This is a genomic window from Pseudomonas sp. NBRC 100443, from assembly GCF_030268185.1.
GTDB lineage: Bacteria > Pseudomonadota > Gammaproteobacteria > Pseudomonadales > Pseudomonadaceae > Pseudomonas > Pseudomonas citronellolis.
Map to the genome: position 1 here is coordinate 1 of NZ_BSQE01000028.1, position 22,194 is coordinate 22,194.

General features: G+C 66.7%; 20 protein-coding genes and 1 pseudogene. 7 read left to right on the top strand and 14 right to left on the bottom strand.

What is annotated here, in order from left to right:
- Positions 1-270, top strand: a pseudogene (locus QSJ95_RS27835) (hypothetical protein); the annotation flags it as partial.
- Between the two features lie 125 nt (positions 271-395).
- On the opposite strand, the gene msrQ reads toward QSJ95_RS27835, so the two are convergent.
- The 6 genes from msrQ to QSJ95_RS27865 all read right to left on the bottom strand — a co-directional run bounded on the left by msrQ (position 396) and on the right by QSJ95_RS27865 (position 6,332).
- The gene (gene msrQ, locus QSJ95_RS27840) at positions 396-1,004 is read right to left on the bottom strand and encodes a protein-methionine-sulfoxide reductase heme-binding subunit MsrQ (RefSeq protein WP_024128092.1); all 609 of its coding nucleotides are present in this window, start codon (positions 1,002-1,004) and stop codon (positions 396-398) included.
- A 5-nt stretch (positions 1,005-1,009) separates the two neighbouring features.
- On the bottom strand, positions 1,010-2,023 hold the full coding sequence (gene msrP, locus QSJ95_RS27845; RefSeq protein ID WP_285646792.1) for a protein-methionine-sulfoxide reductase catalytic subunit MsrP: 1,014 nt from the start codon (positions 2,021-2,023) through the stop codon (positions 1,010-1,012).
- Between the two features lie 62 nt (positions 2,024-2,085).
- Positions 2,086-2,904 carry a CDP-diacylglycerol--serine O-phosphatidyltransferase gene (gene pssA / locus QSJ95_RS27850; protein ID WP_009612935.1) on the bottom strand — a complete coding sequence of 273 codons (819 nt, stop codon included), beginning with the start codon at positions 2,902-2,904 and terminating at the stop codon, positions 2,086-2,088.
- A gap of 140 nt (positions 2,905-3,044) precedes the next feature.
- Complete coding sequence (ilvC, locus tag QSJ95_RS27855; protein WP_009612937.1) at positions 3,045-4,061, bottom strand: ketol-acid reductoisomerase; 1,017 nt, start codon at positions 4,059-4,061, stop codon at positions 3,045-3,047.
- Between the two features lie 46 nt (positions 4,062-4,107).
- Positions 4,108-4,599 carry an acetolactate synthase small subunit gene (gene ilvN / locus QSJ95_RS27860; RefSeq protein WP_009612939.1) on the bottom strand — a complete coding sequence of 164 codons (492 nt, stop codon included), beginning with the start codon at positions 4,597-4,599 and terminating at the stop codon, positions 4,108-4,110.
- A 2-nt stretch (positions 4,600-4,601) separates the two neighbouring features.
- On the bottom strand, positions 4,602-6,332 hold the full coding sequence (locus QSJ95_RS27865; protein WP_009612941.1) for an acetolactate synthase 3 large subunit: 1,731 nt from the start codon (positions 6,330-6,332) through the stop codon (positions 4,602-4,604).
- Between the two features lie 402 nt (positions 6,333-6,734).
- Between QSJ95_RS27865 and QSJ95_RS27870 the strand changes: the two genes are divergently transcribed.
- Positions 6,735-7,181: a DUF4124 domain-containing protein gene (locus tag QSJ95_RS27870; protein WP_009612942.1), complete on the top strand. Its 447-nt coding sequence runs from the start codon at positions 6,735-6,737 to the stop codon at positions 7,179-7,181.
- A 10-nt stretch (positions 7,182-7,191) separates the two neighbouring features.
- On the opposite strand, the gene QSJ95_RS27875 is transcribed toward QSJ95_RS27870, so the two are convergent.
- Genes QSJ95_RS27875 through mrcB form a run of 3 tightly spaced genes read right to left on the bottom strand, consistent with a single transcriptional unit; the run spans position 7,192 to position 10,689 of the window.
- Positions 7,192-7,521, bottom strand: a complete 330-nt coding sequence (locus tag QSJ95_RS27875; protein ID WP_009612949.1) for a YqcC family protein — start codon at positions 7,519-7,521, stop codon at positions 7,192-7,194.
- Positions 7,521-8,351, bottom strand: a complete 831-nt coding sequence (locus QSJ95_RS27880; protein ID WP_285646797.1) for a tetratricopeptide repeat protein — start codon at positions 8,349-8,351, stop codon at positions 7,521-7,523. Before QSJ95_RS27880 ends, QSJ95_RS27875 begins: the two co-directional genes overlap by 1 nt.
- A gap of 16 nt (positions 8,352-8,367) precedes the next feature.
- Positions 8,368-10,689, bottom strand: coding sequence for a penicillin-binding protein 1B (gene mrcB, locus QSJ95_RS27885; RefSeq protein WP_009612951.1), 2,322 nt, complete (start codon positions 10,687-10,689; stop codon positions 8,368-8,370).
- 219 nt (positions 10,690-10,908) lie between these two features.
- Here mrcB and QSJ95_RS27890 point away from each other — a divergent pair, with 219 nt between their 5' ends.
- From QSJ95_RS27890 to QSJ95_RS27900, 3 genes are all read left to right on the top strand, one after another.
- Positions 10,909-12,471, top strand: a complete 1,563-nt coding sequence (locus tag QSJ95_RS27890; RefSeq protein WP_009612952.1) for a bifunctional aminoglycoside phosphotransferase/ATP-binding protein — start codon at positions 10,909-10,911, stop codon at positions 12,469-12,471.
- Positions 12,472-12,680: 209 nt separating this feature from the next.
- Positions 12,681-12,953, top strand: coding sequence for a TfoX/Sxy family protein (locus QSJ95_RS27895; protein ID WP_009612953.1), 273 nt, complete (start codon positions 12,681-12,683; stop codon positions 12,951-12,953).
- A gap of 107 nt (positions 12,954-13,060) precedes the next feature.
- Complete coding sequence (locus QSJ95_RS27900) at positions 13,061-13,861, top strand: Crp/Fnr family transcriptional regulator (RefSeq protein WP_009612954.1); 801 nt, start codon at positions 13,061-13,063, stop codon at positions 13,859-13,861.
- Positions 13,862-14,670: 809 nt separating this feature from the next.
- Here QSJ95_RS27900 and QSJ95_RS27905 read toward each other — a convergent pair.
- Genes QSJ95_RS27905 through QSJ95_RS27925 form a run of 5 tightly spaced genes read right to left on the bottom strand, consistent with a single transcriptional unit; the run spans position 14,671 to position 19,327 of the window.
- Positions 14,671-15,555: a ChaN family lipoprotein gene (locus tag QSJ95_RS27905; RefSeq protein ID WP_285646802.1), complete on the bottom strand. Its 885-nt coding sequence runs from the start codon at positions 15,553-15,555 to the stop codon at positions 14,671-14,673.
- Positions 15,556-15,566: 11 nt separating this feature from the next.
- Positions 15,567-16,334 (bottom strand): heme ABC transporter ATP-binding protein, encoded by a 768-nt coding sequence (locus QSJ95_RS27910; protein ID WP_197886955.1) that lies wholly within the window; start codon positions 16,332-16,334, stop codon positions 15,567-15,569.
- Positions 16,334-17,317 (bottom strand): FecCD family ABC transporter permease, encoded by a 984-nt coding sequence (locus QSJ95_RS27915; RefSeq protein WP_116425910.1) that lies wholly within the window; start codon positions 17,315-17,317, stop codon positions 16,334-16,336. The genes QSJ95_RS27910 and QSJ95_RS27915 overlap by 1 nt, the downstream gene beginning before the upstream one ends.
- A 50-nt stretch (positions 17,318-17,367) precedes the next feature.
- Positions 17,368-18,261, bottom strand: a complete 894-nt coding sequence (locus tag QSJ95_RS27920) for a heme/hemin ABC transporter substrate-binding protein (RefSeq protein ID WP_285646808.1) — start codon at positions 18,259-18,261, stop codon at positions 17,368-17,370.
- A 10-nt stretch (positions 18,262-18,271) separates the two neighbouring features.
- Positions 18,272-19,327: a hemin-degrading factor gene (locus QSJ95_RS27925; RefSeq protein WP_043318534.1), complete on the bottom strand. Its 1,056-nt coding sequence runs from the start codon at positions 19,325-19,327 to the stop codon at positions 18,272-18,274.
- A gap of 185 nt (positions 19,328-19,512) precedes the next feature.
- On the opposite strand from QSJ95_RS27925, the gene QSJ95_RS27930 reads away from it, so the two are divergent.
- Together QSJ95_RS27930 and QSJ95_RS27935 are read left to right on the top strand one after the other, a co-directional pair.
- Positions 19,513-21,723, top strand: coding sequence for a TonB-dependent hemoglobin/transferrin/lactoferrin family receptor (locus QSJ95_RS27930; protein WP_285646810.1), 2,211 nt, complete (start codon positions 19,513-19,515; stop codon positions 21,721-21,723).
- Between the two features lie 82 nt (positions 21,724-21,805).
- Positions 21,806-22,135, top strand: a complete 330-nt coding sequence (locus QSJ95_RS27935) for a Rieske (2Fe-2S) protein (protein ID WP_285646812.1) — start codon at positions 21,806-21,808, stop codon at positions 22,133-22,135.
- Positions 22,136-22,194: the final 59 nt, after the last annotated feature.

A 22,194-nucleotide genomic window follows, 5' to 3' on the forward strand; every position in this document is an offset into this window, starting at 1 on the left:
ATTCAACTTGTTAAAGAGCAGTTGGTTGATTCTTTCGCCTCAACCGAGGCCGCGCATTCTACGCCAACCTCTTATTTCGTCAAGCGTTATTTTCAGAATTTTTCGTTCCTACTCAACCGCTTGCGCTGTCGATCGGCCGGAGCTTCTCGTCAGCGGGAGGCGCATTCTACAGCGATCAGAATCACTGTCAAGCACCTCGGCGGTCTTCCTTTTGGCTCGCTGCCGGAGCAGCTGTCGAACCCAAAGGCGGCAAATGAATCACCTGCCTGACCACCACCCCAACTTCGAACCTGCTTAAGTGCTTGATTTTCAAGCTCTTTCAGCGCTTCGTCGCTGGGAGTGGTGCGCATTATAGGGACTTCAAAATGCCCGTCAACACTTTTCTGAAAGAATCTTCAGCGGGATGCGAAACGGGCCCGCAGCGCCGGCAATTGCCGCGCCACCGGCGGCAGGCGCAGCAACAGCAGGAATACGCCTATGGCTGCATATAGCGACCAGCGCTCGATGTCCGAACGCACCACCCACAGCATATGCAGAAGCCCCAGGGCGAGGATGACATAGACCAGCCGGTGCAGCTTCTTCCAGCCGCTGCCCAGTTTGCGCATGCTGTATTTGTTCGAGGTCAGGGCCAGCGGCAACAGGCCCAGGAAACCCAGGGTCCCGACGATGATGTAGGGCCGCTTGCGCAACTCGACGCCCAGTTGCGTCCAGTCCAGACCGAGGATGAACACCAGGTAGGCGCACAGATGCAGGCATATATAGGTGAAACACCACAGGCCGAGCTGCCGGCGCACCAGGATCCAGCCGTTCCAGCGCGTCAGCCTCTGCAGCGGGGTCATGGCCAGGGTCAGCAGCAACAGGACCAGGCCGCCCTGCCCCAGGTTGTCGACCAGCGCCTTGCCCGGGTCGGGCCCCAGGGCGAAGATCCAGGCCAGGTACAGCCAGTAGAGCGGCGGTATCAGCGCCAGCAGGAATACGCTGGCGCGCCAGATAGGATTGCGCATCTGCATCAATAGTTCTTCCTCAGGTCCATCCCCGCGTACAGCGAGGCCACTTCGTCGGCGTAGCCGTTGAACATGAGGGTGGGACGAACATTGGGGCTGAATAGTCCGCTGGGCAGGCGCCGCTCGCGAGCCTGGCTCCAGCGCGGGTGGTCCACCATCGGGTTGACGTTGGCGTAGAAGCCATACTCGTCGGGCGCCAGGCTTTCCCAGGTGGTCTTCGGCTGCTCGGCGACGAAACTGATGCGGATGATCGACTTGGCGCCCTTGAAGCCGTACTTCCACGGCACGATCAGGCGCAGCGGCGCGCCGTTCTGGTTGGCCAGGATGCGGCCGTACATGCCCACGACGAGAATCGCCAGCGGGTGCATGGCCTCGTCCATCCGCAGGCCCTCCACGTAGGGCCAGTCGATCAGGGCGAAATTGGATTGCACGCCGGGCATGCGCTCTCGGTCGACCAGGGTTTCGAAGCGCAGGTACTTGGCGTTGCCCGTCGGCTCGACACGCTTGATCAGCTCCGACAGCGGGAAGCCGATCCAGGGGATGACCATCGACCAGGCCTCCACGCAGCGCAGGCGGTAGATGCGCTCTTCCAGCTGGTAGGGCTTGATGAAGTCCTCGAGGGCGTACTTGCCGGGCTTCGCCACCTCGCCATCGATCACCACCGACCAGGGCTCGGTCCTCAGCGCGCCGGCGTTGGCGGCCGGGTCGCCCTTGTCCGGGCCGAACTCGTAGAAGTTGTTGTAGGTGGTCGCATCCTTGAAGGGGGTGATGCTCTCCCCTTGCACGGTGACGGCATCCCATTTGACCGCCGGCAGCTTCTCACTGAACCAGCCCGGTGTGCTCGCAGCGGCTTCCACATCGGCATAGCGGGAAGGATCGGCCAAACCCATGGCCGGCAGACCGGCAAGGGCGGCGCCTGCCGCGCTGGCGGCGAGGAAACGGCGGCGGGAGAGATAGAGGGTTTCGGGGGTGACTTCCGACTCGTGGCAAGCGGAAGGTCGGGCAATACGGATCAGCATGGCGGGCTCCGCAACGACTGGCTGTGTGCGCCAATAGACTGCGGAGCCCGGGGGAAATTACATCAACTCGGACGGCGGCGACGGCGCAATTGCAACAAGTATTGCACCGGACCGGACGCGGCATAAGCGAGGAACAGCAGCAGCAGGATGCGCGGCGGGTCGGTGAAGACCACGGCGAAGGCCAGCACCACCACCAGGATCGCCACGAAAGGCACGCGGCCACGCAGGTCGAGATCCTTGAAGCTGTGGTACTTGATGTTGCTGACCATCAGCATGCCGGCGGCGGCGACCATCAGCGCGACCAGCAGGGAGACCTTGGCACCCTGGATGTCGAAGTCGGCGAAGGCCCACACGGTGCCGGCCACCAGGGCGGCGGCGGCCGGGCTGGCCAGGCCGATGAAGTAGCGCTTGTCGGCCTTGCCCACCTGGGTGTTGAAGCGCGCCAGGCGCAGCGCGGCACCGGCCACATAGATGAAGGCGACCATCCAGCCGACCTTGCCCAGGCTGCTCAGCGCCCACTCGAAAGCGACCAGCGCCGGGGCCACGCCGAAGGCGACCATGTCCGACAGCGAGTCGTACTCGGCGCCGAAGGCGCTCTGGGTGTTGGTCAGGCGCGCGACGCGACCGTCCAGACCATCCAGGACCATGGCGACGAAGATGGCGATGGCGGCATTGGAGAAGTCGCCGCTCATGGCGTTGATGATGGCGTACAGACCGGTGAACAGCGCCGCGGTGGTGAACAGGTTGGGCAGCAGGTAGATGCCGCGGTGGCGGACCTTGCGGCCGTCGGCGTCGTGCCCTTCCTCGACGTGCTCGTCGATGGGCAGCAGGCTTTCGGTTTCTTCGGAGGCCTTGTTCGGCTCCTCGGGACCTTCACTCATGGAGACTTCCTTAGGGAACTCAGCGGAAAAAGATCGAGCGCGGGGCACTGACGCCCGGGCGCACAGGCTTTATACCAGAACCCCGGGCAAGAACGAAAAAACGCGGCCGGGGCCGCGTTTCTTCGAGTGTCGCTAAGCCCTTAGTTCTTGGACTTGTCGACGATCTTGTTGGCGGCGATCCAGGGCATCATGGCGCGCAGCTGCTCGCCGATGACTTCGATGCCATGGGCCGCGTTGTTGCGGCGGTAGGCGGTCATCGACGGGTAGTTGGTGGCGCCTTCGCTGATGAACATCTTGGCGTATTCGCCGTTCTGGATGCGCTTCAGGGCATTGCGCATGGCAGCACGGGATTCGGCGTTGATGACTTCCGGACCGGTCACGTACTCGCCGTACTCGGCGTTGTTGGAGATCGAGTAGTTCATGTTGGCGATGCCGCCTTCGTACATGAGGTCGACGATCAGCTTCAGCTCGTGCAGGCACTCGAAGTAGGCCATTTCCGGCGCGTAGCCGGCTTCGACCAGGGTTTCGAAACCGGCTTTCACCAACTCGACGCAACCGCCGCAGAGAACGGCCTGCTCGCCGAACAGGTCGGTTTCGGTCTCGTCCTTGAAGGTGGTTTCGATGATGCCGGTACGGCCGCCGCCGACGCCGCAGGCGTAGGACAGGGCGACGTTCTTGGCATTGCCCGAAGCGTCCTGGTAGATGGCGATCAGGTCAGGGATGCCGCCGCCCTTGACGAACTCGGAACGCACGGTGTGGCCCGGAGCCTTCGGCGCGATCATGATCACGTCGAGGTCGGCGCGCGGTACGACCTGGTTGTAGTGGATGGAGAAGCCATGGGCGAAGGCCAGGGTAGCGCCCTTCTTCAGGTTCGGCTCGATCTCGTCCTTGTACAGGCGGCCCTGGAACTCGTCCGGGGTCAGGATCATCACCAGGTCGGCGGCGGCGACGGCGCTGGCCACGTCGGCGACTTTCAGGCCGTGGTTCTGCGCCTTGACGGCGGACGGCGAGCCCGAACGCAGGCCGACGGTGACGTCGACGCCGGAGTCTTTCAGGTTGCAGGCATGGGCGTGGCCCTGGGAACCGTAACCGATGATGGCAACTTTCTTGCCCTGGATGATGGAGAGGTCACAGTCTTTATCGTAGAAAACGCGCATTTGGGTAATCCCCTGGTCTAGTGGCCTCGTGGGCCGTCTTTCAAATTCAGATGCTGAGAGTCTTGTCGCCGCGGGCGATGCCGGTCACGCCGGTGCGCACCGTCTCGATGATCGCAGCGGTACCGATGGCCTGGATGAAGCTGTCGAGCTTGTCGCTGGTGCCGGCAAGCTGCACGGTGTAGACGCTGCTGGTGACGTCGACGATCTGCCCGCGGAAGATGTCGGTGGTGCGCTTGACCTCGGCGCGCTGGGCGCCGGTGGCCTTGATCTTCACCAGCATCAGCTCGCGCTCGATGTGGGCGCTTTCCGACAGGTTCACCAGCTTCACCACCTCGATCAGCTTGTTGAGGTTCTTGGTGATCTGCTCGATGACTTCGTCATGCCCGGCCGTGGTCAGGGTGAGGCGCGACAGGGTCGGGTCCTCGGTCGGCGCCACGGTCAGGGTCTCGATGTTGTAGTTGCGCTGGGAGAACAGGCCGACCACGCGGGACAGCGCGCCGGGTTCGTTTTCCAGCAGCAGGGAAATGATGTGTCGCATGATCAGGTACGCTCCGTCTTGCTCAGCCACATGTCGCGCATCGCACCGCCGCGGATCTGCATCGGATAGACGTGCTCGCTGGTGTCGACCTGGATGTCGAGGAAGACCAGGCGGTTCTTCATGGCGAACGCCTCTTCCATCTTCGGCTTCAGGTCCTTGAGGTCGGTGATGCGCATACCGACGTGGCCATAGGCCTCGGCCAGCTTGACGAAGTCAGGCAGGGATTCCATGTAGGAGTGCGAGTAGCGGCTGTTGTACTGCATGTCCTGCCATTGGCGGACCATGCCCAGCGCACCGTTGTTCAGGTTGACGATCTTCACCGGCAGGTCGTACTGCAGGCAGGTCGACAGTTCCTGGATGTTCATCTGGATGCTGCCTTCGCCGGTCACGCAGGCCACGTCGGCCTCCGGGAAGTTCAGCTTCACGCCCATGGCCGCGGGGAAACCGAAGCCCATGGTGCCCAGGCCGCCGGAGTTGATCCAGCGATTGGGCTTGTTGAAGCGGTAGTACTGGGCGGCGAACATCTGGTGCTGGCCCACGTCGGAAGCCACGAAGGCGTCGCCGTTGGTGACTTCCCAGAGGGTCTCGATGACGCTCTGCGGCTTGATGATGCTGCCGTCGCCCTTGTCGTAGGGGAACAGGCCGCGGTTGCCGCGCCACTCGTCGATCTGCTTCCACCAGGCGGCGAGGGCTTCCTTGTTCGGCGTCTCGCCGATTTCCTTGAGGATGGTGGCCATCTCGGCCAGCACGCTGTCCACCGGTCCGACGATCGGGATGTCGGCCTTGACGGTCTTGGAGATCGAGGCCGGGTCGATGTCGACGTGGATGATCTTGGCGTTCGGGCAGAACTTGGCCGCGGTCTCGCCGTTGATGACGCGGTCATCGAAGCGCGCGCCGACGGCGAAGATCACGTCCGCATGGTGCATCGCCAGGTTGGCGGTGTAGCTGCCGTGCATGCCGAGCATGCCGACGAACTGGCGGTCGTTGCCGGGGAAGCCGCCCAGGCCCATCAGGGTGTTGGTCACCGGGACGTTGAGCAGGCGCGCCACTTCGGTCAGCGGCTCGGAAGCGTTGCCCATGATGACGCCGCCACCGGAATAGATGATCGGGCGCTTGGCCGACAGCAGCAGCTCGGCGGCCTTGCGGATCTGGCCGGAGTGGCCGCGGACCGCGGGGCTGTAGGAGCGCAGCTTGACCTTCTTCGGATAGGCGTACTCGAACTTCTGCGTCGGGTCGCCCATGTCCTTCGGAATGTCGATCACCACCGGGCCGGGACGGCCGGACTGGGCGATGTAGAAGGCCTTCTTGATGACCTCGGGGATTTCCGAAGGGTGCTTGATGATGAAGCTGTGCTTCACGATCGGCCGGGAAATGCCGACCATGTCGGTTTCCTGGAAGGCGTCGGTGCCGACCATGTTGCTCGACACCTGGCCGGAGATCACCACCATCGGGATGGAGTCCATGTAGGCGGTGGCGATGCCGGTGATGGCGTTGGTCGCGCCGGGGCCGGAGGTCACCAGGACCACGCCGGGCTTGCCGGTGGCGCGCGCATAGCCGTCGGCCATGTGGGTAGCGGCCTGCTCGTGACGCACCAGGATGTGGGTCACGTCGTTCTCTTTGAAGAGAGCGTCGTAGATGTGCAGGAGGGCACCGCCCGGGTACCCGTAGATGTACTTAACGCCTTCGTCACGCAACGAGCGGACGACCATTTCAGCGCCGGATAAAAGCTCCACGTTGTCACCTCTAGAACGCTAAACGATCTCCCAGGGGCGGGGGACCGAAACTTGGTTGGCTGCCCGGCAGACAATTGGGCGAATGTAATCGCCGGCTACGTCGACTGCCGAATGAGCAGAACTTGGAGGCGCACCTGGTGTGTTACGGAGGGCCTCCACCCAGCGCGAGGTAACGCGAAGCAGGGTGAAACTTAGCGGCGCGGGTAGCGCCTCTTGTCTGCCGAGTAAAACCAGCTTGCGGCCGGCCCACTGCAGCGAACCTTGGATTCTTCTGATTCGGCCGCGTCAAGTCAAGCCATATATGGATTTGTGTCTAACGCAGGTTGTGATCTTTCTCTGCGGACGCATCGACACTTTTGGTTATAGTTACCCGCAGTTTCCGCATCCAAGGACCGAAACCGCATGCGACGGACGATTGTGATGGGCGCCCTGATGTTCGCCCTGAGTGCTCCGCTGATGGCCGCCCAGGTATACAAGTGGGTCGACGCCCAGGGCGTCACGCATTTTGGCGCGCAGCCGCCGCAGGGCGCCGAAGCCGCCACCGTGGACACCAAGGTCGCCCCGCCGCCCTCGGGCTTCCCGCTGCCGCCCAGGCCGGCTCCCGCGCCGGCGCCTTCGGCCAGCGACAAGCAGAAGGCCGCCGACGAGAAGGTGCGCCAGGAGGTCGCCCAGCAGGAGGCCGAGCGCGCGCGTTACTGCGACACCCTGCGGACCAACCTGGCGCAATTGAAGAACAACCCGCGGGTGCGGGTGGCCGACGACGACGGCGAGATGCGGCGCATCCCGGAAGAAGAGCGGCAGGCCCGCATCACCCAGACCGAGCAGGACCTGCAGAAGAACTGCAACTGACAGGCGCGGCTCAGGGCGCCTCGCCGATCAGCCGATCGAACTCGCCCAGGGCCTCGAACAGGGCGTGCATGTGCTCGCCCTCGTCCACGTAGACCATTTCGGCGATGGCGCGGATGCCCGAGGCGCGCGGCAGCTGCGCGCCCGTCTCGATGATCAGCTTCATGCGCGGCAGGAAGATCCACTGCAGCCACTCCTCCAGCTCCAGCGTATCCACGCAGAACGGCTCCTGGCTGGCCAGCGCCTCCTCCGAGGGCGGCTGCTCCCCCCACAGCGACAGCGCGCGCAGCTCCCGCTCGATCAGCAGGAGCTGGTCGGCCACGGCCGGTAGGCGGTCGTCCATCACAGCGTTGCCTTGGCGTTCTGCCGCGCGGTGGCCGCACCGGCCGCGTCACCCTGGGCCTCGCGGGCCTTGGCGATCACGTCCCACAGGCTGGCCTGCAGCGTCGGCCGGCCGTTGGCCAGCGACAGGCCGCGGCGCGCCACCTGCTCGGCCTGGGCGGCGTCGCCCTGGGCCAGGCGCACCTGGGCGAGCTTGTAGAGCACCTGCGGCTCGCGCGGGGCGATGCGCTGGGCGCGCTCCAGGCTGGCCGAGGCGCCGTTGAGGTCGCCGCCGCCCTGCTGTTGCTGGGCGGTGGTAAGCAGCGCCAGGACCGGGCCATCGAGCTGCTCGTCGGCGGCCAGCGGCGCGTTGCGCGAGGGAATGCCGGACGGCGCCTGCACCGGCGCGGCCGGGGCCTGCTGCTGGTAGCTGGGCTGTTGCTGCTGGTAGACCGGCTGCTGGTAGGTCTGCTGGCTGAAACCGCCGGTGGCGCTGATGTTGCTCGGCGCGCTGGCGGCGGGGGCCGCGGGGACGCTGCCGGGTTGCACGCCCGGGGTGATCGGGGCGGTGGACAGCGGCGCCGCGCCGCTCTGCGCCGGGAAGGTCTGGATCGGTGCCATGCCGGCATCCTGGGGTACCATCACAGTCACCCCGGAGTCACCGGCCGGCTGCGAGGCCGCGCTCGGCGCGGTGCTGGCATTGGCCGAGCGATTGGCATTGGAATAGCCGACCCGCTCCTGGTTGGACACCGAGGTGCCGGAATCCCGCACCGGGATGGCGCCCTGCTGCGGGGAAGCGCAGCCGGACAGCACGGCCGCGGCGGCAGCCACGGCAAACCACGCGTTTTTCACTTCGAATCCTCTCGCCTCAGTTCAGCCAGCCACGGACCCAGTCCATGACCTCGCCGGCCGGCGTCTGGTTGTTGCCACAGCCGGCGCCGGGCGCCGGCTCGCTTCCGCGAATATAGGGCATCTGCACGGCGCCCGGACAATTGGCGTCGCTGCCCTGGCCGGTACGCGGATCGACCCAGGCCATGCTGACATTATCCGGCATCGGCATGTCCAGCGGCAGGGGGTCGGCCTTGCGCATGAAGCTGGTCCAGATCTGCAGCGCGCCGGTGGCGCCGGTGAAGGGCGTCTTGCCGTTGTCGTCGCGGCCCAGCCAGACCACCGCCAGCAGGTCCTGGCCGAAACCGGAGAACCAGCTGTCGCGGGAGTCGTTGGTGGTGCCGGTCTTGCCCGCCAGGGTCAGGTTCGACGGCAGCTGGTTGTAGGCCGAGCGCGCGGTGCCCTCGCGCATCACCCGCTGCATGGCGTTCTGCAGCAGGTAGATGGAGCCCGAGTCGAAGCGCTGCTGGACCTGGAACGGATAGCGCTTGAGCGGCTGGCCGTCGGCGGCGACCACGCTGCGGATGCTGCGCAGCGGGGTGTTGAAGCCGCCGCTGGCGATGGTCTGGTACATGGTCGCCACCTGCATCGGCGTCATGGCGCCGGCGCCCAGCAGCATCGACGGGTAGGCCGGCCAGTCCACCTGCACGCCCAGGCGTTCGAGGGTCTTGAGCACGTTGGGCACGCCCAGGTCCAGGCCCAGCTTGGCGGTGGACAGGTTCAGCGAACGCGCCAGCCCCTGGTAGAGGAAGATGGTGCCGTTGGAGCTGCCTTCGTAGTTCTTCGGCGTCCACACCTGGCCGTCCTTGCCCTTGATGGAGAACGGCTGGTCCTGGATCCAGGTGGTCAGGGTGTACTGGCTGGGCCGTTCGAGGGCGGTCAGGTAGACCGCCGGCTTGACCAGCGAGCCGATCGGCCGGGTGGCGTCCACCGCGCGGTTGAAGCCGGCGAAGCGCGAATCGCGGCTGCCGATCAGCGCCTGCACCTCGCCGGTCTCCGGGTTGGTCACGACCATCGCGGTTTCCGTCTGGTCCAGGCCCTTGCGCCCGGCGAAGCGCTTGAAGGTCTCGCTGACCGCGGTTTCCGCCTTGTACTGCAGGATGGGGTCGAAGCTGGTGAAGATGCGCAGGCCTTCCTCGGTCAGGTCTTCCTCGCGGTAGTCCTGGCGCAGCTGGCGCTTCACCAGGTCGAGGAACGCCGGGTACGAGCTGTTGGCCATGCTGCCCTGGCGCGTCACGCCCAGGGGCGCCTGCTTGGCCGCCGCGGCCTGCTCGGGGGTGATCACGCCCTGCTCGGCGAGCACGTCGAGCACCACGTTGCGCCGCTCCATGGCGCGCTCCGGGTTGCGCCGCGGGTTGTAGTAGGACGGCCCCTTGACCATGCCCACCAGCAGCGCGATCTGCGGCAGCTTGAGCTCGGCCAGCGGCTGGCTGAAGAAGTACTGGCTGGCCAGGCCGAAGCCGTTCACCGAACGCTGGCCGTCCTGGCCGAGGAACACCTCGTTGAGGTAGCCCTCGAGGATCTCGCGCTTGTCGTAGTGCAGCTCCAGCAGCACCGCCATCATGGCTTCGGTGAGCTTGCGGCTGAGGCTGCGCTCGTTGGTCAGGAAGAAGTTCTTCACCAGCTGCTGGGTCAGGGTGCTGCCGCCCTGGCGCAACTGCCCGGCGCTGGCGTTGACCCAGACGGCGCGGGCGATGGACTTCAGCGAGACGCCGTGGTGGGACCAGAAGTCGCGGTCTTCCACCGCCACCAGGGTGTCGACCAGGTACGGCGGCACCTCGTCCAGCTTGATGAGGATGCGGTCTTCGTTGTGCGAGGGGTACATGCCGCCGATCAGCAGCGGCTCCATGCGCGCCACGTCCAGCTTGGAACCGTCGGCGCGGGACAGGCCGGCCACGTAGTCGCCGGAGAAACGCACGCGGATGCGCTGCGCGGGCTCGGCGCCCTCGTAGAACTGGAAGCCGCGGGTATTGAGGTCGACCGTGCCGCCGGACACGGCCACCATGCCCGGGCCGCTGACCGTGCCGTCGCGGCGGTAGCCCAGGGCGCCGAGTTCCTGGAGGAAGTCGTCCTTGTTCAGCTTCAGGCCGACGAACAGCTCCAGCGGCCGGGCATAGACCTTGGCCGGGATGGTCCAGCGCTTGCCGGAGAACTTCTCCTGCACGACCGCATCGAGGTACACGGCGAAACCGGCCAGCACGACCAGGCCGACGAGGCTGAGCTTGAGCAGCCAGCCCAGCCACTTGCGCGACGGAGCTGCTTTTTGATTCTTACGGGAACGGGGGGATCGGGGACGCGTCATGGCGGCGCATTATACGTACTTTATCCACAGGGGACAGACGCCGCGCGAGGCGGTGTCCGGGCTCTGTCGCAGGCGCGCGGAAGTGCCCCGGCCAAAGCGACGCAGCTTCGACCAGCGGGCAGCCGATTGGTTGCCTGCGGCGCCAGGCAAGTTTGCAGCCACCGGCGATGCCGCCATAATGCCTGCCTCCCGAATCCGGACAGCCAAGGACAATATCCCGTGAGCCAGACTCTGATCGCTGCCCTGCAGAACCCTGCCCTGTACCCCCACCCGGTGGAGCAGGTGCGGGTCATCGAAACCCACATTTCCTGGGTCCTGCTCACCGGCCAGTACGTTTACAAGATCAAGAAGCCGGTGAACTTCGGCTTCCTCGACTTCACCGACCTCGCGGCGCGCAAGCATTTCTGCGAGGAGGAACTGCGCCTGAACCAGCGTCTCACCGAAGGCCTGTACCTGGAAGTGCTGCCGATCACCGGCAGCGAGGCCGCGCCACAACTGGGCGGCGAAGGCCCGGCGATCGAATACGCGCTCAAGTGCCGCGAATTCCCGCAGAACGCCCTGCTCAGCGAGGTGCAGACGCGCGGCGAGCTGAGCTCCGAGCACATCGACGCCCTGGCGAAGCAGATCGCCGGCTTCCACCTGCGCACCCCGCAGGTGCCGCAGGACAACCCGCTGGGCTCGGCCGAGGCGGTGATGGCGCCGGTGCGGCAGAACTTCGAGCAGATCCGCCCGCTGCTCAGCGACAAGGCCGACCTGCTGCAGCTGGACGCCCTGGAAGCCTGGGCCGAAAGCTCCTACGACCGCCTGGAAGCGCTGCTGCAGGCGCGCAAGGCGAACGGCTTCATCCGCGAATGCCACGGCGACATCCACCTGGGCAACGCCGCGCTGATCGACGGCCAGGTGGTGCTGTTCGACTGCATCGAGTTCAACGAGCCGTTCCGCTTCACCGACGTCTGCGCCGACTACGCCTTCCTCGCCATGGACCTCGAGGACCGCGGCCTGAAGTGCCATTCGCGGCGCTTCGTCAGCCAGTACCTGGAGCAGACCGGCGACTACCAGTCCCTGGAAATCCTCAACTTCTACAAGGCCTACCGCGCCCTGGTGCGGGCCAAGATCGCCCTGTTCAGCCTGGCCCACCAGAACGACGCCGTGCAGAAGGCCGCGACCCTGCGCCAGTACCGCAACTACGCCAACCTGGCGGAGAGCTACAGCGCCATCCCCTCGCGCTTCCTGGCCCTGACCATGGGCGTTTCCGCAGTGGGCAAGAGCTCGGTGGCGCTGCGCCTGGTCGAGGCCCTGGGCGCCATCCGCCTGCGCTCGGACGTGGAGCGCAAGCGCCTGTTCGGCGAACAGCAGCAAGCCCAGCGCGGCGCCCTGCAAGGCGGCATCTACAATGCCGAATCCAGCGCGGCCACCTACGAGCGCCTCAACGCCCTGGCCGGCGACATCCTCCGCGCCGGCTACCCGGTGGTGCTCGACGCCACCTTCCTCAAGCACGCCCAGCGCCAGGCCGCGCGCCATATCGCCGACGACACCGGGGTGCCCTACCTGATCCTCGACTGCCAGGCGCCGGAAAGCGTGATCGCCGGCTGGCTGGCCCAGCGCCAGGCGCAAGGCGGCGACCCGTCCGACGCCACCCTCGAAGTGGTGCAGGCCCAACAGGCCGGACGCGAAGCCCTGGACGCCGACGAGCAGGCCCACAGCAAGCGCGTCGACACCCAGGACAGTGCCAGCCTGGATACCCTGGTGGAAAGCATCCGCCAGCGCCTGCCGGGCATCTGACCCCCTCGACGCAGCCCGGGCACGATCGATGCCCGGGCTGCCGTTCGTCATGCCGAGGGCGCTTTGGCGCCTGCCGATATCACAAAGCCACATTGCCCCGCCAAGGGCCCGCTACACTTCATCGTCAAGTGAGCCGGCCGTCTCCAGCAGTTCACGGCCCTCGCCGCCATGCATGACCCACCCCGTGTGCCGCATCGCAAGGACCGACGATGAACGACGAACTGCTGCATCTGAAGAATCTCGGCAAGACCTCGGCCCAGTGGCTGCACGCCGTGGGCATCCACAACGCTTCCGACCTCCGCCGCCTGGGGGCGGTCGGCGCCTACCGCGCCGTTCGGGCCCGCGGCTTCCGGGCCTCCAAGGTGCTGCTCTATGCCATCGAGGGTGCCCTGCTGGACGTCCACTGGAACGACCTGCCGCCGGCGCACAAGGCCGAACTATTGGGCCAATTGGAGACTTTTCCTCAAAGGAATCAGAGTTAGCTCACAAGCCTTCCAGGAAATGATTTACGGCCGCGGGCCAGAACCCTATCGTTTCAGGGCCCTTCGTGCGCCCCGACCGCCAACGTCCGTCCAAGGAATTACGGCCCATGTACCTACTCGGTGAACAACCGGCCTATGCCGACCAGCTGATCAGCCGTCTGCAGGGGATTCCCGCCCAGCTGCTTTCCGGCCTCGCCCCCTGCGCGGAGCCCATCCGCCTGGAACGTACCGACGACCTGTCGGCCGAGCTGCCGAACCAGCAGCTGTTCCTGATCGAGAACGGCCTGCTCCACGCGCTGGTCGACGAACGCCCGCTGTTCTACCTGCAGGAGGGCGACCTGGTAGGCCTGCGCCAGGGCATCGACCTGCCGCCGTGCCGCTACACCAGCGACGAGCCGCTGTGCCTGGTGCCCTACTCGCGCAGCGACGTGTTCCGCCACATCCACGCCGACGAGCAGCGCCAGGAACTCTTCCTGCACTACCTGATCGGCCACACCGCCCTGCTTTCCGACGCCCTGGCGCACCTCAAGCAGCCGGACATTCGCCCGTCCACCGGCTTCCGCCACTTCGCCGCCGGCGACCAGTTGATCCAGCAGGGCGACGACGCGGAGCATGTGTTCATCATCATCGAGGGCCATGCCGAGGCCTTCGTCGACGGGCAGAAGGTCGGCGACGTGCAGAAGGACGAGATCTTCGGCGCCATGGCCGTGTTCACCGGCGAGAAACGCAGCGCCAGCGTGGTCGCCAGCGAGCCCTGCACCGTGATGGTGATCCCCAAGGACCAGTTCCTCAGCCTGATGCAGAGCAACCCGCGCATCGCCCACAGCCTGATCGAGGGCATGGCCCGGCGCATCGACCTGCTCAACCGCGAGGTCACCCAGCTGCGCCTGCAACTCGGCGCCGGCTAGCTGAAGCCCGGTCCAGACGAAGCCCGGCCATGTGCCGGGCTTCGCCATTTCTGCAGGACGGACTTTTTTTGCGAAATGCTGTTGACTCACAAATGATAATAGTTATTATTACCACAGCTGGCCGCGAGGTCGGCGGGTAAGCTGAGAGCCCTACCGCAGTCGGACACTCAGGTTATCTCCTCATCAGGCTAATCACGGTTTTCGACCCGGCTCATCGCCGGGTCTTTTTTTTTGCCCGCGTTTTTTCCAGGGCCCTTTCCTCTGACCGTTCGCCGGAAATTGCCGGGGCGATGAAAAAAGCATTGACTCGCGAATGATAATTGTTATTATTAACTCAACTGGTCGCGAGGCCAGTCGGTAAGCTGAGCGACCACGCAGTCGGACGATCAGATTATCTCCTCATCAGGCTAATCACGGTTTCGACCCGGCTCATCGCCGGGTCTTTTTTTGCCTGGAGGAAAGTCATGGGCGGGGGATTTCTTTTCGTAGGAGCGAGCTTGCTCGCGAAAGGCTCTGGCGCTGGCGTCCAGTCGAAGAGCGCCCTCTCCCTAACCCTCTCCCTGAAGGGAGAGGGGACCGTTGGGCAGACGCTGATGTTCTGGAGTTAGCCGGCTAGCGCAGAGTTGCCGGCTGAAACCATGCCTGTTCTCGGCATGGACTAGCCCCCTCTCCCTTCAGGGCGGGGCGCGCAGTCGAGGGCTGGGGAGAGGGAACGGAATACCACCGAAACACCAACGCAGCCGGGAGCGCTGTTCGCGAGCAAGCTCGCTCCTACAAAAGAGGAGCCCTCCCGTCAGGCTATGCCCGCATCAACGCAACTTCGCACAATGATCCTGCGGCGGCAGCGCCGGCGTGTACCAGACGTAGTCGGCCTGCTGCGGCGACACCGTCTTGCCGACCTCGGCCAGCATCAGCACCTGCATGCCCTCACCCGCCCCCAGGTCTTCCAGGTGCAGGGGCACGCCCAGATCACGGCGCACGTGGAAGCCGCCGGCGATCAGCACGGCAGGCGCGGGCGCCGCCTTCAGCCGTTCGGCCATGCGCCGGTCGCGCTGCTGCTGTACCGCCAGCATGGCCGGCATCTGGCTCTCCGGCAGCAGGCCGCAGTGGGACTCGCGGATGTCGTCGAGCAGCACCCGGCGGACTTCCTCGGCCGTCGAACGGGTACCGGCGAGGGCCGGTTGCTCCCCGTAGATGCGCTTGATCTCGCTGCGGTCCAGATTGGCCGCCAGCAACGGCGCCGGCTGCTTGACCAGCCAGGAGACCATCGGGCCGTAGAGCGACCAGTCCCAGCCCGGCTGCCAGGCCAATGCGGCGTACAGGTCCTGAGGCGCCTTGCCGGCAGCGCTGGCCTCCTGGGCTGCCGTCACCCGTTGCTGCTGGTTGGGGTTGAGCATTTCCAGCAGCACGCTGCCCTGCTCGCTGCGCTGGGCCAGGGCGCGCACCAGCCACAGCTCCAGGGCGTGGTGGTCCGGGTTGTCGTGTTGCTCGCCGACCAGTACGCGGGGTGCCCCCTGCAAGCGCTCCAGCAATTGCTCCGGGGTCAGCGCCTGACCGCTGCGCAGGTCGCGGATGACGCCCAGCTCTGCGCTGTCACGGCCCTCGGGGCTCTGCCAGGCCGGCAGGGGCGGCGCGGACGGCAGGCTCTGGCAGGCAGCCAACAGCGCCACCAGCGGGATCAGCAGGTATTTCATGTGAACTCCTTTCAACGGGCAACGATCAGCGGATGGCCGCGCTCGGGGTGACGTTGCACCAGCACGTCCAGGCCGAACACCTGGCGCAGCGGCTCTGCGCGCAGCACCTCGTCCGGGGTGCCGAACAGGTGCGGGCGGCCGTCGTGCAGCAGAAGCAGGCGGTCACAGTAGCGCGCGGCGAGGTTGAGGTCGTGCAGGATGACCAGCACCGCGGCGCCGCGGCCGGCAAATTCGCGCACCGCATGCAAGGTGGTGTGCTGGTGCAGGGGGTCGAGCGCCGAGGTCGGCTCGTCCAGCAGCAGCACCTGCTCCGCGCCGCCCGGCCACAGCTGCGCCAGGACCCGCGCCAGGTGCACGCGCTGGCGCTCGCCGCCGGACAGCGACAGATAGCTGCGCCCGGCCAGGTGCGACGCGTCGGCTGCAGCCATGGCTTCGGCGATGATCTGCAGGTCACGCTGGCGGCCGCTGTCGTGGGGCAGCCGGCCGAAACCCACCACCGACTCGACGCTGAAGGCGAAATTCAGCGACGAGGACTGCGGCAGCACCGCCAGGCGCTGCGCCCGCGCCGTACCCTGCCATTGATCCAGCGCGCGGCCATCGAGGCTCACGCTGCCGCCGGCCAGCGGCAGCTCGCCATTGAGGGCGCCCAGCAGGGTGCTCTTGCCCGCGCCGTTAGGCCCCAGCACACCGAGCACTTCGCCCGGCTGCAGCGCCAGGCTCACGCCCTGCAGGACCACCTGCCGCCCGCGCTTCACCGTCAGGTTCTCCGCCGTCAGCATCAGGAACGCCCCCGGATCAGCAGATAAAGGAAGAAGGGCGCGCCGATCAGCGCCGTGACGATGCCGATCGGCAGCTCCGCCGGCGCCAGCGCCAGGCGCGCCACCAGGTCGGCGAGCAGCAGCAGGATGGCGCCGCCGAACATCGAGGCCGGCAACAGCACCCGGTGATCGGGGCCGACGATCAGGCGCAGCAGGTGCGGCACCACCAGGCCGATGAAGCCGATCAGCCCGGCCGCGGCCACCGCGGCGCCAACGCCCAGCGCCGTGCAGAGGATCAGTTCGACCTTCAGCCGCTCGACGTCGAAGCCCAGGTGACGCGCCTCGGACTCACCCAGCAACAACGCGTTGAGTGCATCCACCCGGCGCGGCAGCCAGCAGGCCACCAGCAGCGTGACCAGCAGCAGCGGCCACAGTCGCGGGTAGCTGGCACCGTTGAGGCTACCGAGGTTCCAGAAGGTCAGGGTGCGCAGCGTGGCGTCGTCGGCGAGGTAGGTGAACAGACCGATCAGCGCGCCGGCCAGCGCGGTGAGGGCGATGCCGGCGAGCAGCATGGTGGCCACGCTGGTCTGCCCATTGTGGCGACCGAGCCGGTAGACCAGCGCGGTCACCAGCAGGCCGCCGCCGAAGGCGCAGGCGGACAGCAGGTAGGGTGCGAAGGCTTCCGGCAGGCCGCCCATGGAAGCGCCGAAGACGATAGCGATGGCGGCGCCCAGCGCGGCGCCGCTGGACACCCCGATCAGCCCGGGGTCGGCCAGCGGATTGCGGAACAGCCCCTGCATGGCCACCCCGGCCAGCGCCAGCACGCCGCCGGTGGCGACGCCCAACAGGGTGCGCGGCAGGCGGATCTGCCCGACGATCAGCTCGGCCTGGCCGAGGTCGTCGGCGGACACCGGCAGGCCGCACAGGCGCGCCAGCGCCCGCAGCGTGTCGCCCAGCGGCAGGCTGACCGGCCCCAGGGCCAGGGACAGCCAGAGGACCAGCAGCAGAAGAAAACCAAGGAGCAGGAACAGCGGTCGGGCAGCGTGCTTCGCAGTCAAGGACGACCTTCCGGGTTCAGGGCCTGCGCGGAAGGATAAAAGGCCTTGGAGAGGCTGGCCAATGCGTCCGGAACGCGCGGACCGAGACCGCCGACCAGCAGCGTCGGATCGAGCACCAGCACGCGGGCCTCACGCGCCGCGCGGGTAGCGGCCAGCCCGGGGTTCTGGCGGATCAGCGCCTCGCGGGCCTTGTCGCCATCCAGGCTGCGGTCGGCCAGCACCACCACCTGCGGATCGAGGGCGGTCAGGGCTTCGCCGGACAACGCCTTGTAGCCCTTGTGGCTGGCCAGGTTGCGCCCGCCGGCATGCTGGATCATCCAGTCGCCGGCGGTGTCCTGTCCGGCCACCAGCAGGCTGCCGCCGGCGTTGCCGACCAGCAGCACCACGCCCGGCGCAGCTTGCCCGGCCTGGGCCTTGGCCACCCAGGCCTGCTGCGCCGCCAGGCGCGCCTGGAAGTCCGCCGCCACCTTGCCGGCCTGCTCGGGCGTGCCCAGCAGCTCGCCCAGGCGTAGCAGGTTGTCGTGCACGGTCTTCTCGTCGGCCTTGGCCGACAGGGTTTCGATCCGCACGCCCGCCGCGCGCAGTTGCTGCAGCACCGGCGGCGGCCCCATCTCCTCGCTGCCGAGGAGGATGTCCGGCTTCAGCGCCAGGATGCCTTCGGCCGTCAGCTGGCGCTGGTAGCCGATCTTCGGCAACGCCTTGAGGCTGGCCGGGTGCAGGCTGGTGGTGTCGACGCCGACCAGGCGCGACTCGCCGCCCAGGGCCACAACCCACTCGCTCAGCGAGCCGCCGGCGCTCACCCAGCGCTTGGGCAGGCTGTCGGCGATGGCGCTGGAGGCGGCGAGGCACAGCCCGGCGAAGAGGCCGGCCAGCAGGGGACGCGCAGTCATGGTTGCCTCCTCAGATGGCCGCGAAGGATTCGGCGAGGCTACGCCATTCTTGCAGTTCCGGCACACCCGGCTTGCGTGCGCCGAACACCTGCAGGACCAGCTCGCCGTCGACGTCGAAGGCTTCCCAGCTGGTGACGATGCCGTCGCTGCTCGGCTTGCGCACGCGCCACAGCTCGCGCACGCCGGAGGTCTTCAGGTGCAGGTTGAACTGCGGGTCGAGCACGTTGAACCAGTCGTCCAGCCACTTCAGGTTGTCCACGGTGCCGGTGTGGATCTGGATGCAGTGGGCGTTGCCGACGAAGATCATGATCGGCAGGCGGGACTGGCTGGCGGCCTCCAGCAGGCGCGGCAGCTCGGCGACGTCCAGCGGCTCGGCCCATTCGCGGCCGGCCAGGCGCAGCGCCTGGGTGCGCTCGGCCTTGTGCTTCTTCAGCAGGGCGAAGAAGTGGTGGGTGTCCTTCAGCGCCGCCCAGCCCTGGCGCAGGGAAGCGACGTCGATCTCGCCGTCGGCCAGCGGCGCGGCTTTCGCCTCGGCCGGACGCAGCTCCAGGCGCTCGCTCTGTTCCTCGGCGCGGAAGCGCTCCACCAGCGGCGCCCAGGCGGCGACGTCGCTGTGCTCGGTGAGGAACACCTTGTGCACCGCGGTGCCCTGGCGGTCGAACACCTGGATGCTGCGCTGGGTGCCGTGGGCGGTTTCCTCGCCGATGGCGAACACGCTGTCCCAGCCGCCGAGGAACAGGCGCAGGTCGATGTCCGGGGACACCACCAGGCCCATCTGCCCATTGCCCGATACGGTGACCTCCTGGTACGGCCCCTTGCGCTCATGCACGCAATGCTCGTTGCGCGTCAGCGCCATGATCGGGCCCAGCTCGCCGAGGGCCGGCAGCAGCGCGGCCCATTCCGGGCGCAGGCGCACGGCATCGACGCCGAGGCGGCTGGCGGTCAGCTCGGCCTCGCTCACATCCAGGTGTTGCGCGGCATCGCGGGCGCGCAGGCGCGGTTTCTCGGCACGCAGCGCCTGCCAGGCGCGGTACAGCTCGGAAGCCGGCGCGGAAAGGGTAGTCATCGCAGAAATCCTCGTTCGCAAGGGGACCTGCCGCATCGCGGCGGCACCGACGAACTGTGCCACAACAAATTTAATAAATCTATTTGATAATAATTTGCATTTAGATTTGAGAAGAATTATGGTCTGCGCCGCCTTCTGCCAACGGCCATTTGCCATCTGCCATTTCCAAGAAAAACAGGTATCCCATGTCGATCACGCCTCCGTTCGCCCGCCGACACTGGCTGGCCTTGCTGCTGCTGAGCCCCTCCCTCGCCCTGGCGGATACCGCGGTTTCCCTCGGGGAGACCACGGTCACCGCGACCCGTAGCGAGCAGCCCGTAGATGCGGTGCCGAGCACCGTGAGCGTGCAGACCGAGCAGGACATCGACCGCAACAACGCCAACGACATCAAGCAACTGGTGCGCTACGAGCCCGGCGTGTCGGTGAGCGGCAGCGGCAGCCGCTTCGGCCTGTCGGGCTTCACCATCCGCGGCATCGGCGGCAACCGCGTGCTGACCCAGGTGGACGGCGTCGGCGTGCCCGGCGCCTTCGCCTTCGGCCCCTTCATGGACGCGCGGCGCAACTACATCGATCTGGACACAGTGAAACGCGTTGAAATACTTCGCGGCCCGGCCAGCTCGCTGTACGGCAGCGACGCCCTGGGCGGCGCAGTGAGTTTCCTGACCAAGGACGCCGCGGACTATCTGGAGGACGGCAAGGACTTCTACGCCCGCTTCAAGACCGGCTACGACGGCTCCGACGACAGTTGGCTGGGCAGCGCCACCTTCGCCGGGCGCCAGGGCCCGGTGGACGGCCTGCTGACCATCAGCCGCCGCGAAGGCCACGACACCGAGACCTTCGGCGGCCAGGGCGGCATCGGTAGCAGCCGCGGCGAAGCCAACCCGGTGGACTTCGACACCGACAACCTGCTGGCCAAGGTCGGCTGGGACTACGCCGAAGGCAGCCGCCTGCAGCTGGCCTACGAGCGCTACGCCGACGACGCCGACACCCGCCTGCTCAACGAATACAGCGCCACCGGCACCACCCGCACCTCCGATGCCAGCGACAGCACCGACCGCGAGCGCATCAGCCTGCAGCACCGCTTCCAGCTCGACAGCGCGCTGGCCGACCTGGTGCAGTGGCAGCTCAACTATCAGGACAGCCAGATCCGCCAGCAGACCTACCAGGAGCGCTTCAGCGGCGGCCGCCTGCGCGACCGCACCCGGGATTCGCAATACCAGGAAACGCTCTGGGGCCTGAACAGCCAACTGGACAAGCGGTTCGCCCTGGCCGACACCCAGCATCACCTGATCTACGGCTTCGATCTCAAGCGCCTGGAGAGCAGCGACCTGCGCAAGGGTGGCGAGACCTTCCAGAACAACGGCCAGCCGGTGCCGCCGGCCTTCGGTAGCGAGACCTTCCCGCTCAGCGACTTCCCCGACCCGGTCACCCACGAATACGCGGCCTTCATCCAGGACAGCATCGACATCGGCCGCTGGACCCTGCTGCCGGGCCTGCGCTACGACTACTACGAGATGCGCCCGGAGGTCAGCCAGCGCTACCTGAACAGCAACCCGCTGGATACCAACCCGTCCAACTTCAGCGATCACGCGCTGTCGCCCAAGTTCGGCGTGACCTACCGCATCGACGACCACCACAGCGTCTACGGCCAGTATGCCGCCGGCTTCCGCGCACCCGAACCGGTGGATATCTTCGGCGAATTCGTCAACACCGCCATCGGCTACCAGACCATCGCCAACACCGACCTCAAGCCGGAAACCAGCGACAGCTACGAGATCGGCCTGCGCGGCAAGTACGCCATGGGCAGCTTCGGCGTCGCCCTGTTCTACAACCGCTACGACGACTTCATCGAGCAGGTCACCCTGCCCAACGACCCCACCGGCAACGGCCGCCTGACCTACCAGTACACCAACCTGGACAAGGTCACCATCCGCGGCGCCGAGGCCCGTGGCGACCTCGACCTGCACCTGGCCGCCGGCCTGCCCGACGGCACCCGCCTGCGCGGCGCCGTGTCCTACGCGCGCGGCAAGGACGAGGAAACCGGCGAGCCGATCAACAGCGTCGACCCGCTCAAGGGCGTGTTCGGTTTGGGGTATGATGCGCCCGGTGGACGCTTCGGCAGCGAGCTGACCTGGACCCTGGTGCAGGCCAAGCAGCGCATCGACGACAACGAAGTCCCCAGCCAATTCAAGCCCGGCGGCTATGGTCTGCTCGACCTCAGCGGCTGGGTGCGGATCACCGACGGCGTGACCCTCAACGCCGGCCTGTTCAACCTCACCGACAAGAAGTACTGGCAATGGGGCGACGTACGCGGCCTCACCGAGAACAGCCCCAGTCTGGATCGCTACACCCAGCCCGGCCGCTACGCGGCGGCCAACCTGATCTGGGAGATCTGACCGACTTCAGCACAAGGACGTGCACCCTATCCCGACGTCAGAGGGCGCCCTGCGCCCTGCTGTCGGCGCCGGGAGCGTCCGGATGATCCTGCTGTGCCATCCGGGCGAGCTGGCCGAGGGGCGGACCCGCGGCTTCCAGGTCGAAGGCCTGAAGGTCTTCGCCGTGCGCTGCCAGGGCCGCGTCCATGTCTACCGCAACCGCTGCCCGCACCGCGGCGTGCCCCTGGAATGGGAGGCCGACCGCTTCCTCGATGCCAGTGGTGCGCTGCTGCAGTGCGCCCACCACGGCGCGCTGTTCCTCATCGAATCCGGCGAATGCATCCAGGGCCCCTGCCTGGGCGAGGCGCTCGACAGCCTGCCGTGCCGCGAGGACGAGCAGGGCTTGTGGATAAGCCTGCCCGAGGATGACTGAGAACCAGCCTACGACCTGCTGCGCGTCGGCATGACTGCGTTAAAAACAGGCGAGCGATA

Bases quoted from the DNA above. Each gene is read 5' to 3' on its own strand.
- msrQ (WP_024128092.1), bottom strand. From the start codon at position 1,004: ATGCGCAATCCTATCTGGCGCGCCAGCGTATTCCTGCTGGCGCTGATA.
- msrP (WP_285646792.1), bottom strand. From the start codon at position 2,023: ATGCTGATCCGTATTGCCCGACCTTCCGCTTGCCACGAGTCGGAAGTC.
- pssA (WP_009612935.1), bottom strand. From the start codon at position 2,904: ATGAGTGAAGGTCCCGAGGAGCCGAACAAGGCCTCCGAAGAAACCGAA.
- ilvC (WP_009612937.1), bottom strand. From the start codon at position 4,061: ATGCGCGTTTTCTACGATAAAGACTGTGACCTCTCCATCATCCAGGGC.
- ilvN (WP_009612939.1), bottom strand. From the start codon at position 4,599: ATGCGACACATCATTTCCCTGCTGCTGGAAAACGAACCCGGCGCGCTG.
- QSJ95_RS27870 (WP_009612942.1), top strand. From the start codon at position 6,735: ATGCGACGGACGATTGTGATGGGCGCCCTGATGTTCGCCCTGAGTGCT.
- QSJ95_RS27875 (WP_009612949.1), bottom strand. From the start codon at position 7,521: ATGGACGACCGCCTACCGGCCGTGGCCGACCAGCTCCTGCTGATCGAG.
- mrcB (WP_009612951.1), bottom strand. From the start codon at position 10,689: ATGACGCGTCCCCGATCCCCCCGTTCCCGTAAGAATCAAAAAGCAGCT.
- QSJ95_RS27895 (WP_009612953.1), top strand. From the start codon at position 12,681: ATGAACGACGAACTGCTGCATCTGAAGAATCTCGGCAAGACCTCGGCC.
- QSJ95_RS27900 (WP_009612954.1), top strand. From the start codon at position 13,061: ATGTACCTACTCGGTGAACAACCGGCCTATGCCGACCAGCTGATCAGC.
- QSJ95_RS27905 (WP_285646802.1), bottom strand. From the start codon at position 15,555: ATGAAATACCTGCTGATCCCGCTGGTGGCGCTGTTGGCTGCCTGCCAG.
- QSJ95_RS27910 (WP_197886955.1), bottom strand. From the start codon at position 16,334: ATGCTGACGGCGGAGAACCTGACGGTGAAGCGCGGGCGGCAGGTGGTC.
- QSJ95_RS27920 (WP_285646808.1), bottom strand. From the start codon at position 18,261: ATGACTGCGCGTCCCCTGCTGGCCGGCCTCTTCGCCGGGCTGTGCCTC.
- QSJ95_RS27925 (WP_043318534.1), bottom strand. From the start codon at position 19,327: ATGACTACCCTTTCCGCGCCGGCTTCCGAGCTGTACCGCGCCTGGCAG.
- QSJ95_RS27930 (WP_285646810.1), top strand. From the start codon at position 19,513: ATGTCGATCACGCCTCCGTTCGCCCGCCGACACTGGCTGGCCTTGCTG.
- QSJ95_RS27935 (WP_285646812.1), top strand. From the start codon at position 21,806: ATGATCCTGCTGTGCCATCCGGGCGAGCTGGCCGAGGGGCGGACCCGC.